Genomic DNA, 17,885 nt, shown 5'->3' with positions numbered 1-17,885 from the left:
CCTCACAATCCGAGGATCGTGGAGGACACGATCGAGCGCTGGACCTCGCTCGAGCCTCCGTAGATGGTGACCTTGCGGTAGTTCAGATAGCCGGGGCCGGTGTGCTGGGCCCAGGCGGGCGAGGCGATGCCCTCGGCGTCGACCGGAAGCGCGTCGGCGCCGGCGATGTCGAGCAGCAGTTCGGTGGCCGCCTGCTGGAGCTCCGAACCGCGCAGCTTCAGCACCGAGGAGGCCGGATTCGGTTTGCCGTCGGCGGAATTGGAGACCACCCGCAGCTGGGTGAGTTCCAGGGCGAGCAGCTCGTTCTCCAGCTCGGCCACCCTGGCCGCGAACACCGGGTCCTCGAGCAGCGTGCCGTGGCCGGTCCTGGTCTGGCGCGCATAGTCTTTCGCGAGCCCGATCTTGACCTTGGTCTTGCCGACACCGGTGATGCTGGTGCGCTCGTTGCCGAGCAGGAACTTGGCGTAGGTCCAGCCCTGGTTCTCCTCGCCGACCAGCTGATCGGCGGGCACCCGGACGTTTTCGAAGAAGACCTCGTTCACCTCGTAGCTGCCGTCGATCAGCTTGATCGGGCGCATGGTGACACCGGGCGATTTCACGTCGAAGAGCAGGAAGGAGATACCCGCCTGCTTCTTGGGCGCGTTCGGGTCGGTGCGCACCAGGCAGAAGATCCAGTCGGCGTACTGGCCGAGCGTGGTCCAGATCTTCTGGCCGTTGACGATGTAGGAATCGCCGTCGCGGACCGCGGTAGTGCGCAGCGAAGCCAGGTCGGACCCGGCGTCGGGCTCGGAGAAGCCCTGGCACCACCAGATGTCGAGCGCCGCGGTCGGCGGCAGGAAGCGCTGCTTGAGCTCCTCGGACCCGAACTGGGCGATCACCGGGCCGACCATCGAGGCGTTGAAGGTCAGTGGCTCGGGGACCGAGGCCAGCTGCATCTCGTCGAGCCACAGATGGCGCTGCATCGGCGTCCAGTCCTTGCCGCCCCAGGCCACCGGCCAGTTCGGCACGGCCAGGCCGTGGTCGTTGAGGATCTTGTTCGCGGTGACGATGTCGTCGCGGGACAGCTCGTGGCCGTACTTGACGCGGTCACGGATCTCGACCGGAATCTCGGTCTTGTAGAAATGCCGGAGCTCGTCGCGGAAGGCGACCTCATCAGAGGAAAGGGCTAACTTCATCCGGGTCTCCCAGCGTGGTTGGTAGCCGTCGAGAAAAACCTACCCCCGAGTAAACGCCAGTGTCGACTACATCACACCCGCCCGTGTTCAGCGCCCGTGGCGCCGCACCCGCCGGTGGCTCGGCGACCCCACCGTCGACCTGGTACGTTGCCAGACGAGCCGGGGAACCGGCCTCGAACATCCACGAGGAGTCACGGGTGAACGGCAGATCCATCGCAGGCAGGGCAGCGGCGGTCACCGCGGCGAGCATCGGCGCGCTGGCACTGCTGGCCACGACCGCCGGCGCGACCCCCACCCCGCTCGACGAGGGCATCGCCCACCTGTCCGAGATCGCGGGCGAGGACACCGCCGCGCAGGCGGGCGTCCGCGCGCTCGACAGCTTCACCGAGATCGTCGGCAGCGACCGGCTGCGCGACATCTCCGCGCAGTTCATCCCCTTCAGCTACGCGGCGCCGACCTTCGGCTGCGGCAGCAACGGCCCGATCACCACGATCATCGCCGCCGCCACCTTCGAGGGCCCCGGCCCACGCACCGAGACCAGCATGGCCCCCGGCGACATCCGGTTCAGCGCCAGCCCGCGGCACACCGGCTTCGCGCTGGCGTCCGGCCTGAGCGTGGCCTGGGTGAATGTGAACACCGGCCAGAGCGGCATCGTCCCGCTCGACGACCAGACCGAGTTCCAGCTGCCGTCGCTGGCCAAGACCGTGCACAGTGGCGCGGGCACCGTGATCGCGTCGATGTGGGGCACCATCGACTACCCGGGCGCGCGCTGCGTGATGACGCCGACCGTCGGCACGTTCGTCGTCCCGGATCTGCCGGTCCAGGCCACCGAGGCGCCCGCGGCGCCGCCCGCGCCCGAACCGCAGGCCACCAGCCCCGGCTCGGGTGAGTCGTCCTCGGGTGCGCCGAGGTCGCAGGCGCCCGCCCCGGAGACCCCCGCTCCCGCCCCGGCTCCCGCACCCGCCGAAGCACCGCGGACCACGCCGGCGCCCGCGCCGCAGAACCCGCCGTCCGCGCTCACCGTGGGCGGCTGATTTCCCCACAACGACCCCGGCTCGTCGTGGCGGTGGATTCCGCGCGGCGACACGTGGGGAGCCTTGGGCGTCAACAGGTATGGTGCCGCCGGTTCGGTTCAGCCCAGCGGACGGATGCGGAGCACGGTCCCTTCCTCGGAACCGGCCAGCAGTGCCGTGGGATCGGCGGGGTCGGCGACGACCGCGGTCAGCGGCTGGGTCGCGAGAACGGTGCAGGTGGCGCCCGTCCTGGGATCGACGCGGACGAGGTGTCCGGCCAGCGTGGTGACGTAGAGCGCGCCGTCGCGGACGACCAGGTCGTCGACGAAATCGGGCAGGGTGCCGAAGGACGTCAGGTCGGCGACCGTGACGCTGTCGGCGGGATTGGAGCGCGACAGCCGCAGGACCCGGCCGACCGGCGCGCCACCGGTGGCGACGAAGTTGGCGGTGACATAGACCGAATCACCGGCCACGACAACACCGTTGGGCCCGTCGACCTTCACCGCGGCCCACCACTCCATGTCCTCGCTGCCGTCGCGGCGCAGCCGGTGCACGCCGTTGCCCGCGGTGACATAGAGGTTGCCGTCGGCGTCGAAGGCGGCGCCGTTGGGCTGGGTGAAGCCGGTGGCGAACGGGGTCGGCACCGGAGTCGCGGCCTCGGGGTCGAAACGGACGATCTCGCCCGCACCCGACAGCGGCGAGTTCCCGGTGACCACGTAGAGCAACCCGTCGGGGCCGAGGCGGACAGCGCCGGGCGATGGCACCGCGACGGTGGCGGTCAGTCTGCCCTCGCGGTCGTAACGCTGCACCTCACCGCGCATGACCCGGGCGACCCACAGGTTCCCCGCGCCGTCGAGGCCGAAGTTCTCCGACCAGTCCAGCAGCGGCACGCTCGAGCGGATCGCGACGTCCTGGCCCGCCCGGCCGCACTCGGCCACCGGCGCCGCGCCCGCGGTGCCCGTGCCGAGCGAGGCGGTGGTCACGACGGCCGCGCCGACGACAACGTGGGCGACGCAACGGCGGAACGACATGGCAGACCTCGACTCTGTTGACCCAGCTCGACGCGCGAAAGTCTAACGGCTACCAACCGGTAGTGGGGTGTCCACACTGCGCAACCGATCGCGCCGGTACCACGCATCGTGCACAACGCCGGTCCGCGCGCACTGCTCCTGTAGCGCACGACAATTCGTCCGGCCGTCATAATCGGTCGGTGCCCTACTTCGACAGCGCCCGTGGCCGGCTGCACTACCGGCGGTGGCCGGTGCGGCGTGTCGCCGCGACGCTGGTGCTGTTGCCCGGCACCGGCCAGCACAGCGGGCACTATCACCGCTTCGCCGATCTGCTGCGCCCCGGCGGAATCGAGCTGTGGACGCTGGACACCGCGGGCCAGGGCCTGAGCGAGGGCGATCCGGCCGCGCCCGGCACCGTCGCCGAACTCGCCGCCGATGCCGCCGGGCTGCTCGCCGAGGTCGCCGCGGCGGGCGTCGCGGCGCCGGTGCTCATGGGCCATTCGCTGGGCGCGGTCACCGCGCTCGCCGTCGCCGCCGAACGCCCCGGCGACGTGGCCGGGTTGGTCGTCTGCGGTACCCCGCGCCGGGCCACCGAGATCGCACCGGACCCGCGTCTGGCGGTGCTGGCGGTGCACGGCGCCGACGACCGGCGGGCGCCGATCGATGCGGTCCGGCTATGGACAGCACGGCACGGATCGGTAGATTTGCGCGAGTACGCCGACGCGGGACACGACCTGTTGCACGAACCGGTGCAGCAGCGCGTGGCGTCCGATATCGCGCAGTGGGTGCTCACCACGGCGCGATGAACGACGAAGGGGGAACGGTGCAACCGAATCGAACAGGCCTGCCGGATACGGCGGCACTCGGCCGGGCCGTGGACGACGGTGGGCTGTGGATCGACGGCCTGCTCGTCGCCGACGGCGCGCCGGAGCGTTGCGCCCAGCGCTACGAGCGCCTGGCCGACGCGGTCGACGCCCAGCTGCTGGTCCTCGGTGGGGCGGAGGTGATCCCCGGCTTCGGCGGGCTGGCCTCGGGTGCCGCGCTGCGCAGCGGATTCGAGACCAAGGCGGCCGACGCGCTCACCCAGCTGCGCGCCTACGCGAGCACCGCGCGGGCGCTGGCCGCCGTCTTCCGGGCCGCGGGGACGGCCTATCAGGACAGCGATCAGGCGCTGGCCGCGTCGATCGCGAAGCAGGAGCCCGACCATGCGTAGCATCTCCGGCCGCGTGCCCGGCACCGATCCCGACTACGCCGCCGTCGTCGAGGTGTTCGACAACCTCTCGCACGCCGAGATCCATCAGGCCGTCCAACAGCTCGATCCGGCGGCGCTGTCCGCCGCGGGCGAGTTGTTCCTGACCACCTCGACCGCGCTCGGTGACGAGGTCGAGAACGCGCACGGCGAGATCGGCGCGGCCATCGCCGACGGCTGGCGCGGCGGTGCCGCCCAGCGGGCGATCGACGCGGTGCGCGACTTCGAGCAGGCGGGCAGGCGGATCGCCGACGTGCTGACCGCGGTCGGGGTCCGGCTCGGCCAGGCAGGCGATGCCGCCGAGTCGGTGCGCGCCGCGATCGCCGAACCCGATGCCGCCCAACCGGATCCGGCGGCCGCGCTGCTCGATTCCCAGCAGGCCACCGACAACGCCGCGATCGTGCGGCGGGCCGAGAACGCCCGGCTCGACGCGGTGCGGGCGATGGAGACGATCTACGGCGGCGCTTTCGTGCCGACCGGGTCGGGGGTGCCGTCGTTCCCCGAGATCACCACCGAACCCGGGGCAGGCGATCCCACCGTCGCCTCGACCGGCCTCGCCGGGCGCGCACCGTCCGCCGCCGCGCCCGGCGTGTCGGCCGTGGCCGCCACGTCCGAGCCCGCCGCCGTCGACGGGATCGCCGCGGGGGCGGTCGGCGCCGGGAGCGGCACGACCGCGGCCTTCGTGCACACCGGCGGCGGAAGCGGTACGCAGACAGTCGCTTCCGCGTCCGCGACGACGACCACCGCGGCGGGCGCCCAGGGCGTGCCTGCCGCACCGGCGACCGTCGGCGCCGCCGGCACCGTGGCGGCCGGACCGACCTCCGCCGTTCCGGTGACGCCCGCCGGGTACCTGTCCTCGGTCGACCCGCGCGCCCGCCGCCGGTCCGCCGCGGGCCGGTCGGACGACGAGACCTCCACCGCCGCAACACCGGACGGCCCCACACCGGACGACGAGGCCACCGGCACCGCCTCGAGCACCGATACTGCCTCGGCGTCCACCGAGGGCCGCCAGGACGTTGTCGCGGCGAGTGGCGACGCGACGGCGGGCATGACCGCCGGCGCCATCGGCGGCCTGCTGGGCGGGGCCATGGTGGCCTCCGACACGACCCGGCCGCCCGCGGGCCCGCGCCCGCCGGTCACGCCGGACGACGACGAGGAAGACGACGACGAGTTCCTGCGCTTCCTCGACGAGGAGCCGACCTACCTGGAACCCGCCGACGAAGTGAATGCCCTGATCGGCAAGATGGAGCCGACCAGTCCCGCCGTGCTCGGTGAGTGGACCGAGCGGGGGTGAACTGGCACCTCACGCCGGACCAGTTCGCGCTGGCCTGGGCGCGCACCGACGGCGACCGGATCCCGTATCCGCTCGCCGTGCGCGCCTCGGCCAGGGACACCGCCGAACGCGCCGCCGCCCAGCCCGCGCTGGACGCCTGGTGCGCCTCGACCCTCGACGCCGACCTGTCGGCGGCACTGCGGGTGCTGGCCGAGCCGGAGATCCGGGTCGAGGTGTGCGGACGGGTGAGCGCGCCGGTCCGGATGCTCGGCGCCGTCACCAACGACGTGGCCGTGCTGGCCGTGCAGGAACCGGGCCGCACCGAGGACCGGGGCGGCTCGATACACGTCCAGGTCGGCAGCACACGGCGTTTCGCCGCCCAGGTGTTCGCGCGGATGCCCGTCGGCAAGACCGGCACCGGCCCGCCGCTGTCGGCGCTCACCGCCCGCGTCGTCGAGGACAGTCGCGACCTGGTCACCGCGCCCGTGGCCGGACCGTCCGACGCGGCCCGCGTCCGGCGCCTGCTGCAACGGCCCCGTGCGGGCATCGGGCAGATCCTGGTGGCCGCCGGCGACGAAGTCACCCCGGCGGGCGTGCTGTCCTGGATCGATGTCACCGGCGACGGCCGCTACCTGGTGCACACCGCCCATCGCGTCGACATCGCCCCCGCCACACCGGAACTCGCCGCCGACTGGCTGCGCCGGCTTCTGCGCAGCGCCTAGAGCGACGGCCCGCGCGGGTCCGGCCGATCCGCCACCGCCGCGCGGCAGATCAGTCCAGCCGGAGGAATTCGGCGAGGGCCGTCAGCTCCTCCGGGGTGTCCGGGAGGTACTCGGTGAGCAGTGGCGAGCGGATGACGATCGCCTTCCACATGGCGCGGCACAGCGTCGCGTGGATCACGGTGCGCGACAGCAGCGCCCGCATGCCGAACGGGGCGTCGGCGGGTGTCGAGGTGGTCATCGAGAGCACGACGACGGCGGCTTCCCGGCCACGGAACCGGTCCGGTGTGCCGACCAGCACGTCCTCGATCTTGGCGCGCGCCAACAGGGTTCGGATGCGGGCCACCTGCGCGGCGTAGGGCGCGACGACGAACACGTCGTGCGGGTGCAGCTTGCGGGCCCGCCCACCCGAGGTCCAGGTCTCGCCGAGCAGGGCGCGCACACGGCGCACCACCTCGCGGGCCTCGGCGTCGGATTCGGTGGCACTGCCGCGATGTTCGACGAGCACGGTGCTCACGCCCGGCGCGATCCCGGCCAGATCGCGGGCCAGGGTGATGGTCTCACTGGCCCGGAGCCTGCCGTCGTAGCAGCTCGCCGACACCGGCTCACAGACCGCGGGGTGCATCCGCCAGGTGCGGTCGAGGAAGTAGCCGCGCTCGGCGGGCAGGGTGGCCGCGCCCTCGCACAGCCAATCCAGCGCCGAGACCTGCACCGGTTCGGGATGGGCGGCCTGGGCCCGCGCGGGCACCGGGTCACCGATCAACAGCAGATTGCGCGCGCTCACCGCGACGGCGACGGTGTCGGCCAGCGAGCTGGCGCCCGCGTCGGCGATCACCAGCAGGTCCAGCGCGCCGGGCGCGATCAGCGTCTCGTCGACGAAATCGGCGGTGGTGCCCCCGATCACGCAGCCGTTGACGGCGTTGTCGAGGAAGCGCGGATACCGCTCGGCGTCGATCGCCGACCATTCCGGACCGACCGAGGCGACGTCCTTCTTGGCCACCAGCTCGGGCAGCAACCCGGCCTCCACGACGGCGTCGAAGATCCGCTCGATCACCGCGTGCGACTGCGCGACGACGCCGATCCGCCACTTGTGCCGGGTGACGAGCCGTTCGATCGCGCGGCCCGTGGTGCCGGTCTTGCCGGTGCCGGGCGGGCCGTGCACGGCCAGGTAGGAGGCGTCCAGCGCGCCGACCGCGTTCGCCAGGGCCGCGGCGATGTCGCCGTGGACCTGGGGCAGGTCCAGCCCGTCGCGCAGGCGGGGCGCGCGGCGCAGCAGCAGGTCGTAGACGGCGTTCTCGGGCACCTCGGGCAGGGTCACCAGCAGGTCCTGCGCGATGAACTCCAGTGCCGCTTCGATTTCGGCTTCGCCGTCGGGCGGGCCGGGGGCGATGGCGGCGGGCAGGTCGTCGTAGGGCGGGCAGCCCGCGGGCAGCAATTCCTCGAGGCGGACGGTGTCGTCGAAGTTGGGGTCTACGGCGCAGCCGAGCACGGTCGCCGTGGCGGTGGCGCGGCGGCCGAGGGTCTGGGTCATCCCGGCCGCGGCGGCGCCGTCGTAGATGGTGACCATCTGGGTGCCGGGCGTGAGCGTCGCGCCGGTGCCGAGTCTGCCGGTGAGCGTCAGGTAGCGGCGCATCGTCGGAAGTTGCGGTGTGCGATGCCATTTGGTGTCGACGGTGCCCCACTCCGCGACGAGCACGCCCGGCGCGTCGGCCCATTCGCCGACGGGGTGGCCGAGCCGGTCGATGTGGGCCCACCAGCGCGGCTGCCGTTCGCGACGGTGGTAGCCGAGGATCGCGGCGGTCAGCGCCGCCGCGCGGGCGGCGTCGCCGTCGGCGGCCGCGGCGAACTCGGTGAGTGCGGCCTCGAGCGACCCCGGCCGTAGCGACGGCGGTACGTCGGCCTCGGCGACCGCGAACCGGGTACCCGGCACCGTCACCCCGGCCTCGGCGGCCCGGGCCAGCAGCCAGTCCCGCAGCGCGAGAACCGTTGTCGCCCGGCTCTCCACGGCCGGGAACAGCCCGGCCAGCCCCGCGATGTCGTAGGACCGCTCGCCGATCAGCAGCGCGGTGCGCACGATGGGCGCGAGATCGAACAGCGCGCCGTCGGCCAGCAACTCGTCGAGCAGGTCGGCCCCGGTCCCGACGCGGCCCGCCCAGTCCAGCAGCGCGGTCCGGACGGCCGAACCGTAGTGGTACACCCGCACCTCCGGGTCGATCGCCCGGTGCTCGCCGATGATGTCGAGCAGTTCGTCGAGCACGGCGGCGGCCGACGCGCGATCATCTGCCGCCACGTCGCGGCGTGCGGAGGCGCCGTACGCGAAAAATGGTGTCTCGGCCGCACTCCGGCCGCCCACGGCTGCGGACAGGTCGGCGGCGGGCACCGCGCTGCGGTAGACGACCGACATCGCGTCGGACAGTTCGACGGCGGTGACGGCGCCGTGCTGGTCCACGTCGACGATCAGCGCGAGATCGCCGTGGCCGGGGGCGGGCAGGGCGCCCAGGGCGGCGGCGTCGCGCAGGGCGAAGGTGGGTTCGCCGGTGCGCTCGCGCTCGAGCTGGATCTCGGCCTGGCGGCGCAGGGCGGTCACGGTGCGTGGGGCGAGGCCGGCGATCGGGGTGGTCGTGGTGGCGAGGCGGTCGATCGTGAGGACGCCCGCCTCGCGGAGCCGGGCGCGCTGGGTCGGGCGGATTCCCGCCACCAGCAACAGGTCCCGGGCGGTGGACGCGGCGACCCGGCAGGTCGCGCAGCGTCCGCACGCGAGATAGCGGGGATCGCCCCACTGGACCGGTAGCAGTTCGGTCAGCTTCTCCTCGACGATGCGCTCCACCCGCGCCCGGCGGGCGGGATACACGCGCGCGAGCTCGTCGGTACGGGTGCGCTGCGCACCGGCCGCGGCCCACAGATACGCCGACGGGTCGACCCCGATCCCCGCCTCGGCGAGCACGGCGGCGCAGGCCGCGAACGCGAGCCGCGCCCGCAACGCCTCCCACGCCTCGTCGACCTCGGCCACCGTCGCCGAGGCGGTGGCCCGTTCGAAGGGCGTACGGCCCGCGACCAATTCGCGCCGCAACGCCCGGAAGTCCGCCGACGCCGGGGTAACCGGCGCCGTACCGACGACCACGGGCGCGGGCTCCGTCGCGTCGAGGTCGGTCGTTGACGCCGCCCACTCCGCATCGGCGTCCGGCCGATCGGGCCCGACGTTGTCCGATGCGGGCACGACGTAATCCGACGCGGGTCCGACGTAATCCGACGCGGGTCCGACGTGGTCCGACCCGGGACCGACGTGGTCCGACCCGGGACCGACGCCGTCCGACCCGGACACGGCGTAATCCGACGCGGGGCGGAAGCGCAGCGTGGCGGGCAGCCCGACCGACGCGGACCCGACGGCGATGTGTGGCGTGTAGCGCCCGGTGTCGGGGTCGCGGATCAACAGGTCGACGCCGCAGGCGAATCGGCCGTCGAAGAAGACCGCGCCGAGAATGGCGGGCGCGCCGTCGCGCAGGGCGGCCGCGGTGAGGTCGGCGGCCGCGGTGAGGGCGGCGATCCGGGCGGCCGGGCTCGCGCCGGGAACCTCGGGCGACGGAACGCGGATCAGGCCGTCGCCGAAGTGCCGCAGCAACTCCGGCGCCACCTCGGCGGCGCGCACGACAGGGACGGCGGCGTCCGGCACGCCGGGGAGGTTGCCGATGGCCGCGTCGAGGGCGCGAAGCAGCGCGAACTCACAGCCCGCCGCGCGCACGAGATCGCCGACGGCACCGATCACCCGATCACCGGACACGAACAAACGCGGCCCTCCTGTGTTCACGCACACCCGACGGCAAACACCTTAACCAGCGCCGCGGGCGACCAGGGCGCTACCCGCGGAGATGTCGAACAGTTGCGACGGGTGTGACCTCGCCGAGTCCGGCGAGCGGCCCCGGCGTCAGAACCGCGGCTTGCGCCGTTCGGTCCGGGGACGCGCGTCGCGATCGCGGCGCGGGCCCCGCGAGGCCAGCCGCTGCGCGGGCGGACCCTGATCGGGCTGCAACTGGATCAGCACGCCGCTGATCCTGGTGCGGCGCAAGGCTTCCAGCGTCTCGTGCGGCAGGTTGGCAGGCAGCTCGACGAGGCTGTAATCGGGCCGGATGCTGATGTGCCCGAAGTCGCTGCGGCGCAGCCCACCCTCGTTGGCGATGGCGCCGACGATCGCGCCCGGCACCACGCGGTGGCGCTTGCCGACGCTGATCCGGTAGGTCGCCAGCTCCTGGCCGCTCTCGCGGGAGAACGACGGGCCACGGGGGGCCCGGTCCTCGTCGTCGAAGCGACGCGGGGCGCGCTCCCGATCCCGATCCCGGTCGCGATCGCGCTCACGACGCGGCGCGGGCTCCGGCTCGGCCTCCATGAAGAAGTTGTCGCCGTCGAAGCCGCCGACGGCCAGCGCCGCCGCGATATCGACCAGCGGCGTGTTGTGCTCGGCCTCGTAGTCCTCGATCAGCTTGCGGAACAGCGCCACATTGTCCGAGGCCAGGTTCTCGGTGATCATGTCGCCGAACTTGGAGACGCGGGTCGCGTTGACGTCGTCGACGCTGGGCAGCTGCATCTCGATCAGCGGATGCCGGGTGGCGCGCTCGATCGACTTGAGCAGATGCCGCTCGCGCGGGGCGACGAACAGCAGCGCCTGCCCCGAACGGCCCGCGCGACCGGTGCGGCCGATGCGGTGCACGTAGGACTCGGTGTCGTGCGGGATGTCGTAGTTCACGACATGCGAGATGCGGTCCACGTCGAGACCACGGGCGGCCACGTCGGTGGCGACCAGGATGTCGAGCGCGCCCGACTTCAGCTGGCCGATGGTGCGCTCACGCTGGTTCTGCGCGATGTCACCGTTGATCGCCGCGGCGGAGAAACCACGCGAGCGCAGCTTCTCGGCCAGCTCCTCGGTGGCCTGCTTGGTGCGGACGAAGATGATCATCGCCTCGAAGTCCTCGACCTCGAGGACGCGGGTGAGGGCGTCGAGCTTGCGCTGGTGCGACACCTGCACGTAGCGCTGGGTGATGTTGGTGTTGGTCTGGGTCTTGGACTTGACCGTGATCTCGACCGGCTCGTTCAGGTACTGCTTGGAGATCTTGCGGATCGCGCCCGGCATGGTCGCCGAGAACAGCGCGACCTGCTTGTCGTTGGGCGTATCGCGCAGGATGCGCTCCACGTCTTCCTGGAAGCCCATCTTGAGCATCTCGTCGGCCTCGTCGAGCACCAGGTAGCGCAGCTGCGACAGGTCGAGCGTGCCCTTCTCCAGGTGATCGATCACGCGGCCGGGCGTACCGACGACGACGTGCGCGCCGCGCCGCAGACCCGACAGCTGCACGCCGTAGCTCTGCCCGCCGTAGATGGGCAGCACGTGCAGGCCGGGGATGTGCGCGGAGTACTTGCCGAACGCCTCGGCGACCTGAATGGCCAGCTCACGGGTCGGCGCCAGCACCAGCGCGCTGGGCTTCTTCTGGGCGGTGTCCAGACCCATCAGGATCGGGATCGCGAAGGCAGCGGTCTTGCCGGTGCCGGTCTGGGCGAGGCCGACGACGTCCGCGCCCTGCAGCAGCGGAGGAATGGTCGCCGCCTGGATCGGGGACGGCGACTCGTAGCCCACATCGGCGATGGCCGCGAGGACGCGGTCATCGATCCCGAGATCGGCGAATGTCGGGCCTTCTTCGTGCCTGTCGTCGTCGGCAGGAACGCTGTCGACCTCATTGGTACTCATTGACCAGCAGTTTACTGCCTGACGGTAGCTGTCCCGGCCACCGGGTGAATACGGTGAGACCTATGCAACTGCAGAACGGGTCAGCGCATCAGGAACCGGCACCGGACGCGGTGCCGATCGCGGTCGTCCAATTCGCTCCCCAGACCGACCCCACCGCCAATCTCGCGGCCCTGCGCGAACACCTGCGCACGGCCGCCGAAGCAGGCGCCAAGGTGGTCCTCGCCCCCGAGTACTCGATGTTTGCGGTGACCCGGCTCGACGAGCGGGTGGTGGCGGCCGCCGAGCCGCTCGACGGCCCGTTCACCACCGGACTCAGCGCGCTCGCAGCCGAATTCGGGGTGCATCTGATCGCCGGAGTCGTCGAGCGGACGGCGCCGGACGCGACCAGGATCAGCAATACGCTCGTCGCCCACGGACCCGACGGCGCGCGCGTCGCGGTGTACCGGAAAGTGCATCTCTACGACGCGTTCGGACATCTGGAATCCGACGTCGTCGAGGCCGGTCCGCTCGTCGCGCCCGCCACCTTCACCGTCGACGGTGTGATATTCGGCATGCAGACCTGTTTCGATCTGCGTTTCCCGGAGGGTTGTCGGCGTGTCGCGGCGGCGGGCGCGCAGGTGCTGCTGCTGCCCGCGCAGTGGATTCCCGGCCCGGCGAAAGTCGACCAGTGGACCACGCTGCTGCGCGCCCGCGCGATCGAGAACACCATCTACGTGGCCGCCGCCGATCAGTGCCTGCCGCGCGGGGCGGGCGCGTCGATGATCGTCGACCCGGCGGGCGTTGTCCTGGCCGAGCTGGGTGACGAACCCGGCGTGCTCACCGCCTCGATCGATCCGGCGCATCTGGCCCGGGTCCGCACCGCCAATCCGAGCCTGTCGCTGCGCCGGTTCGCGATCACCGAGCGCGTATCGCCGGAGCTCGCCACGGAGTAGCGTTCGAGACGTGGTCTACCCGGATCGGGCAGCGGCGGGCCGCGTCCTCGGCAAGGCCCTGGAACACCTGCGGGTCCCGCGCCCACTGGTGCTCGGGCTGCCGCGCGGTGGTGTTCCGGTGGCGGCCGGAGTCTGCGCGGTCGTCGGCGGTGACCTCGACATCCTGCTGGTCCGCAAGCTGGGCCTGCCCTGGCAGCCGGAATTGGCGATGGGCGCGCTCGGCGAGGGCGGCGTGCTGGTGGTCAACCGCGATGTCGTGGAGCGCAGCGGGGTGACGCAGGAGGCGTTCGACGAGGTCGAGCGGGCCGAGCGGGCCGAACTGGCGCGCAGGCAGCGCGCGCTGCGCACCGGCGACCCCGTGCCGCTCGCCGGACGGGTGGTGCTGATCGTCGACGACGGCATGGCGACCGGCGCGACCGTGGTGGCCGCGTGCCGGGTGGCCAGGGCCCGGCATCCGGACCGGATCGTGGTCGCGATGCCGGTGTCCTCGCCCGAGGCCGCGCGGCGGGTGCGCCGCGAGTGCGACGAACTGGTCTGTCTGTGGACGCCGGCCGATCTCGGCGGCGTCGGCATGGCCTACCGCGACTTCCACCAGCTCACCGACGACGAGGTCCGCGAGCTCCTGGGCGATCAGCCGAAGCACTGACCTTCGCCGCGATAGGTCGGCACCGTGGTGCGCGTTCCGGCGTCGTCGACGAGGTGGATGCGGTCGAAACGCTCGCACAGTTCGCCGGCCTTCGCGTGCCGGAACCACACCCGATCGCCGATCTCGAGCTCGGCGCCACCGGCCAGCGGGGTCTGCACCTCCCCCGCGCCTTCGGCGCCGAGCAGCTTCAGGCCCGCGGGCCACACCGGCAGCGGCACCCGGCTCGGGCCCGCCGGGCCGGAGGCGATGTAGCCGCCCGCGAAGACGGTGGCGATGCTCGGGGTGGGCTTGCGCAGCACCGGGGTCGCGAAGAACAGCGCGGGGCGCGGGGTGAACGAGCGGTAGTGGTCGAACAGGGTCGGCACGTACAGTCCGGAACCCGCGGTCACCTCGGTGACCTCCGGGTCGGTGATCGAGACCTCGATCGAACCGGTGCCCCCGCTGTTCACGATCTCCAGCGGACCGGTGACCATGCGCACCGCGTCGAGCACCCGGGACCGCCTGCGGCCGATCTCGGCGGCCGAGAGCCGCTTGACCACCCGCACGGCGGGGTTGGTGTCGGGCAGGCCGGCGATCTGGGCCTCGTAGGTCATCACGCCGACCACGTCGAACCCGCGCCTGCGGGCCTCGGCGGCCAGCTCGGCGGCCTGATCGGGGCTGCGCACCGGCGAGCGCCGGGTGCCCAGGTGCAGCGGACCGATGCGCAGCGCGGCGTCGACGTCGAGGCAGACCCGGGGATGGACCAGGTCGGTGCCGAGCGCGGCGCGGGTGAGTTCGAGCTGGGCGACGTCGTCGATCATCAGGGTGATCGCGGCCAGCAGGTCGGGCGACGCGGCGAGGTCGGCCAGCGCGGCCCGGTCGGTGACCGGGTAGCCGAGCAGCACGTCGCGGGCGCCGAGGCGGACCAGCCAGATGGCCTCGCGCAGCGAATAGGCCATGATGCCGGCGAAGCCGCCCCGGGCGGTGAGTCCGTCGCCGAGCACGCGTTCCAGCACGGCACGGCAGCGCACCGATTTGCTGGCGACCCGGACCGCGACGCCGTTCGCGCGGCGGACCAGGTCGGCGGCGTTGGCGTCGAGCGCGGCGAGGTCGACCGCGGCCAGCGGCGGATCGAGCTCGGCGGTCGCCGCGTGCAGATGGTGCAGCGATGTCGTCTGGGTCACTCGACTACTGAACCACCTATTTGGTCAGTCGTCCAGTATCCGGTGGGTCAGACTTCGACGGCCTTGAGCGTCAGGCAGCCGACCAGGTCGTCGATGACCACCAGGGTGGTCTCGTCGTTGCCGTCAGCAAGCCAGCGCAGCACCGCGCCGTAGAGCACCGAGACGATGTAGGTGGCGATCGAGTCGAGCGGCTCGAGCCACTGCGTCCCCGACAGCCGGGCGCACAGACCGAGGAAGGAGATGGCCTCTTCGTCCATCTGCCGGAACAGCGCGGTCGCGGTGGGATCGCCGACCGACTCGCCGGAGGCCGACCACCGTTGCCGCAGCGTTTGCAGCGCGGCGTCGTACGCGGCGATCTGGCGGTCCGGCTCGGCCTTCACCAGCGGCCAGTAGGCGCTCATGCCCGCGTGCAACAGCACGCGCAGCCCCCGCACGCCGGTGGCGTCGCAATTCGCGGCGGCTTGCTCCACGGCCTGACATACGGCGGGCCGGAGCGATGTCTCGGTTAGTTCACGACTGGCGCTCAACGACAACTCCTCGGCAACAAATTTCGCTGCCCGCGGCGATGCGAGCTAGTGGAGAGGATGGACCCGTACGGATCAACCTATCCAGCGAGCTCGATCTTAGAAGGTTTTCTGGATTCACGAACTGGTTCAGCCGTCCTTTTCAGACTGAAAGATTGTTTTGTTATCCGAATGCGACCTTTTGTAAAACCGACCATACGGCTTGAATAGTTCACATTCACCACAGACGGCGCCCCTACGCCATCATCTGCGCACTGGTCGAGTGTACAAGTCTTCGCAGGTGAGGGCCCGGCGCCTGTGGGCGACGGCACAGTGGCACCCAGCGAAACGGACACCACACAGTGCGTGTCGGATCCGCGAACTCCGTCGCGGGCGCGGCGGAACCGCCGATAACCTGGACGAGTGACTCTCTCGCCTCCCGCCGATCAGTTCGCCCTCAGTGGCACCTTCAATTTCCGCGATGTGGGCGGGCTGCGCACCGCTGACGGTTCGACGATCCGGCCCGGCGTGCTGCTGCGCTCGGCCCAGCTGAGCGGCCTCGACGAGAAAGGGCACGACACCCTGCGCGGCCTGCGGGTCACCGACGTGCACGATCTGCGCGGCCTGGCCGAGATCGACCACATCGGCCACGACACCCTGCCCGCGGGCGTGCGGCTGCACGTCACCCCGTTCGACTCGCGGATGGGCGAGGCGCCGCCGCACGAGGCCACGACCGTCTCGGCGCGCACGCACATGATCGAGGTCTACCGGCAGTTTCCGGTGATGCCGGAGGCGCACGCCGCGATCACCCGCCTGGCCACCTCGCTCGCCGGGGGCGACGGCGCCGCGCTGGTGCACTGCGCGGCGGGCAAGGACCGCACCGGCTGGGCGGTCGCCACGCTGCTGCGCGCGGTGGAGGTCACCGAGGACGAGGTCTACACCGACTACCTGGCCAGCAACGCCGCCGTCGAACCGCTGCGCCGGCTGCTCGAGCCGAAGATCGGCGACGGCGCGGCTCTGTCGGTCGACCTGCTCGGCGTGCACGAGGAATACCTGCGCACCGCCGACCGCACCGTGCGCGAGACCTACGGCGACACCGAGGGCTACCTGGCCGCCATCGGGCTGACCGGCACGCTGCGCGCGGCGCTGCGCGCCCGGCTGCGCTGACTACAGCCCGCTGACCCGGCGCTGCCGCACCGGCAGCACCGCGCGGACCAGCCCGTTGTCCTCGATGCTCACCAGATTGCCGGTGTGGAACCAGCTTCCGCTGAACCGGGCGACCGAGGCGTCGGGGTCGTTCCAATAGCGCCTGCTGACATTCGGGCCGCGGCACAGCAATTCGCCGCGGCCCGCACTCGCCTGCGGTCCGCACAGTGCCAATTCCGTACCGCCGAAAGCGAATCCGAGGGCGGATTCGGAGGTGGTGAGATCGGTGTCGTCGACCATCAGGCCGATGCCGCTGGTCTCCGTCGCGCCCCAGACCGACCACTGCCTGGCCGCCGGGAAAAGGTCGTGCAAGGCCGCCGTCAGCGTGGCCGGAGCGGCCGCGGCGGCGCGTTCGGAGCGGTGACAGGCCTTGCTGATCCGCCGCACGCCCGCGCCCGCCCGGCGGGCGGCGAGTTCGGGGAGCAGGCCGGCGAAGATGCGCGGGGTGCCCGAGACGGTGTCGATCCGCTCGGTGTCGAGTACATCGGCCAGATCGCGCGCCCCCGGCGCGAGCACCACGGTGCCGCCGACGGCGAAGGTCGGCAGCAACTGGTCGACGCAGCCGCTGGCGTGGGCCAACGGCAGCAGCACCAGGTTGCGCAGGCCCTCGGCGGGCAGATCGAGCGCGCCGATCACCGACGACACCGCGGAGAGCAGGTTCTCGTTGGTCAGCTCGACGCCGGTCGGCACCGGCCGCCGGGCGGCGGTGCCGGTGTAACAGAGCAGCGCCGGATCATCCAGTGCCGCACCGTCATCGATGTAGGCGGCGCTGTCGGGCAGCGGGCCGTCGGGGCCGAGCACGAAATCGGCGCTGCTGTCGGCGATCACCCGGTCGGCCACCGCGGCGGGCAGTGTATCGGGGACGAGCACCGGGACCGCGCCGGAGAGCAGCGCGCCGAGGAACGCCTGCACCCAGCGGGCGCTCGTCGGCATGTGTACCGCGACGCGGTCGCCGTAGCCGATGCCGCGGTCCTGCAGCCCACCGGCGATCCGGGAGGCACTGTGCCACAGCTCGCGGTAGGTCAGGCGCGGCCCACCCACCTCGACGACCGCCTCCCGGCCGGTGAACGCGTGTACCCGCAGGTCGAGCAGTTCGGTGAGGGCCGGGCTGAGGTCGCCGTAGCGCAGGATGCCGTCCGATCCCCTGGTCAGCCGCCCGGCCGCAGCGTGGGCGGGGAACTCGATGATGGTCGCGCCCGGTTCGTGCTCGCTCTGACCCATCAGGACCTCCACGTACGTCGATGCGGCACCGCACCTGTGACTAT

At 72.1% G+C, this 17,885-nt stretch carries 15 protein-coding genes; 8 read left to right on the top strand and 7 right to left on the bottom strand.

The features are described 5' to 3' along the window. Positions 1–2: 2 nt before the first annotated feature. Entirely contained in the window at positions 3–1,175 is a 1,173-nt protein-coding gene (locus ACIO52_RS05330) for an acyl-CoA dehydrogenase family protein (protein WP_218716239.1), read from the bottom strand. A gap of 197 nt (positions 1,176–1,372) precedes the next feature. On the opposite strand from ACIO52_RS05330, the gene ACIO52_RS05325 reads away from it, so the two are divergent. Further along, positions 1,373–2,209: a hypothetical protein gene (locus ACIO52_RS05325; protein WP_402641861.1), complete on the top strand. Its 837-nt coding sequence runs from the start codon at positions 1,373–1,375 to the stop codon at positions 2,207–2,209. Positions 2,210–2,307: 98 nt separating this feature from the next. Here the strand turns inward: ACIO52_RS05325 and ACIO52_RS05320 are convergent, their stop codons facing one another. Further along, positions 2,308–3,219, bottom strand: a complete 912-nt coding sequence (locus tag ACIO52_RS05320; protein WP_402641858.1) for a hypothetical protein — start codon at positions 3,217–3,219, stop codon at positions 2,308–2,310. Between the two features lie 179 nt (positions 3,220–3,398). Here ACIO52_RS05320 and ACIO52_RS05315 point away from each other — a divergent pair, with 179 nt between their 5' ends. The 4 genes from ACIO52_RS05315 to ACIO52_RS05300 are packed head-to-tail and all read left to right on the top strand — an operon-like array spanning position 3,399 to position 6,442. After that, complete coding sequence (locus tag ACIO52_RS05315) at positions 3,399–4,004, top strand: alpha/beta hydrolase (RefSeq protein ID WP_402641855.1); 606 nt, start codon at positions 3,399–3,401, stop codon at positions 4,002–4,004. Between the two features lie 17 nt (positions 4,005–4,021). Further along, positions 4,022–4,411 (top strand): hypothetical protein, encoded by a 390-nt coding sequence (locus ACIO52_RS05310; RefSeq protein WP_342802378.1) that lies wholly within the window; start codon positions 4,022–4,024, stop codon positions 4,409–4,411. Further along, the gene (locus ACIO52_RS05305) at positions 4,404–5,741 is read left to right on the top strand and encodes a hypothetical protein (protein ID WP_402641852.1); all 1,338 of its coding nucleotides are present in this window, start codon (positions 4,404–4,406) and stop codon (positions 5,739–5,741) included. Before ACIO52_RS05310 ends, ACIO52_RS05305 begins: the two co-directional genes overlap by 8 nt. Next, on the top strand, positions 5,738–6,442 hold the full coding sequence (locus tag ACIO52_RS05300; RefSeq protein ID WP_218719954.1) for an ESX secretion-associated protein EspG: 705 nt from the start codon (positions 5,738–5,740) through the stop codon (positions 6,440–6,442). Before ACIO52_RS05305 ends, ACIO52_RS05300 begins: the two co-directional genes overlap by 4 nt. Before the next feature lie 49 nt (positions 6,443–6,491). Here the strand turns inward: ACIO52_RS05300 and ACIO52_RS05295 are convergent, their stop codons facing one another. Next, positions 6,492–10,217 carry an AAA domain-containing protein gene (locus ACIO52_RS05295; RefSeq protein ID WP_402641849.1) on the bottom strand — a complete coding sequence of 1,242 codons (3,726 nt, stop codon included), beginning with the start codon at positions 10,215–10,217 and terminating at the stop codon, positions 6,492–6,494. 144 nt (positions 10,218–10,361) lie between these two features. Then, on the bottom strand, positions 10,362–12,170 hold the full coding sequence (locus ACIO52_RS05290) for a DEAD/DEAH box helicase (protein WP_218719953.1): 1,809 nt from the start codon (positions 12,168–12,170) through the stop codon (positions 10,362–10,364). 62 nt (positions 12,171–12,232) lie between these two features. Between ACIO52_RS05290 and ACIO52_RS05285 the strand changes: the two genes are divergently transcribed. Next, the gene (locus tag ACIO52_RS05285; protein WP_218719952.1) at positions 12,233–13,102 is read left to right on the top strand and encodes a carbon-nitrogen hydrolase family protein; all 870 of its coding nucleotides are present in this window, start codon (positions 12,233–12,235) and stop codon (positions 13,100–13,102) included. Positions 13,103–13,112: 10 nt separating this feature from the next. Beyond that, positions 13,113–13,748 carry a phosphoribosyltransferase gene (locus ACIO52_RS05280; RefSeq protein WP_218719951.1) on the top strand — a complete coding sequence of 212 codons (636 nt, stop codon included), beginning with the start codon at positions 13,113–13,115 and terminating at the stop codon, positions 13,746–13,748. On the opposite strand, the gene ACIO52_RS05275 is transcribed toward ACIO52_RS05280, so the two are convergent. Together ACIO52_RS05275 and ACIO52_RS05270 are read right to left on the bottom strand one after the other, a co-directional pair. After that, positions 13,733–14,911, bottom strand: coding sequence for an alanine racemase (locus ACIO52_RS05275; protein WP_316575921.1), 1,179 nt, complete (start codon positions 14,909–14,911; stop codon positions 13,733–13,735). The genes ACIO52_RS05280 and ACIO52_RS05275 overlap by 16 nt on opposite strands. A gap of 47 nt (positions 14,912–14,958) precedes the next feature. Continuing rightward, the gene (locus ACIO52_RS05270) at positions 14,959–15,438 is read right to left on the bottom strand and encodes a TetR family transcriptional regulator (RefSeq protein ID WP_316575922.1); all 480 of its coding nucleotides are present in this window, start codon (positions 15,436–15,438) and stop codon (positions 14,959–14,961) included. 399 nt (positions 15,439–15,837) lie between these two features. On the opposite strand from ACIO52_RS05270, the gene ACIO52_RS05265 reads away from it, so the two are divergent. Continuing rightward, a complete protein-coding gene (locus ACIO52_RS05265) occupies positions 15,838–16,581 on the top strand; it encodes a tyrosine-protein phosphatase (RefSeq protein WP_218719949.1) in 744 nt (247 codons plus the stop codon). On the opposite strand, the gene ACIO52_RS05260 is transcribed toward ACIO52_RS05265, so the two are convergent. Continuing rightward, on the bottom strand, positions 16,582–17,841 hold the full coding sequence (locus tag ACIO52_RS05260; protein WP_402641842.1) for a class I adenylate-forming enzyme family protein: 1,260 nt from the start codon (positions 17,839–17,841) through the stop codon (positions 16,582–16,584). Positions 17,842–17,885 lie beyond the last annotated feature (44 nt).

The sequence above is a fragment of the Nocardia sp. NPDC087230 genome (assembly GCF_044744725.1).
Classification (GTDB): domain Bacteria; phylum Actinomycetota; class Actinomycetes; order Mycobacteriales; family Mycobacteriaceae; genus Nocardia; species Nocardia canadensis.
Note: the sequence above shows the minus strand (reverse complement) of the source record. Positions and strands in the feature narration are given on the sequence as shown.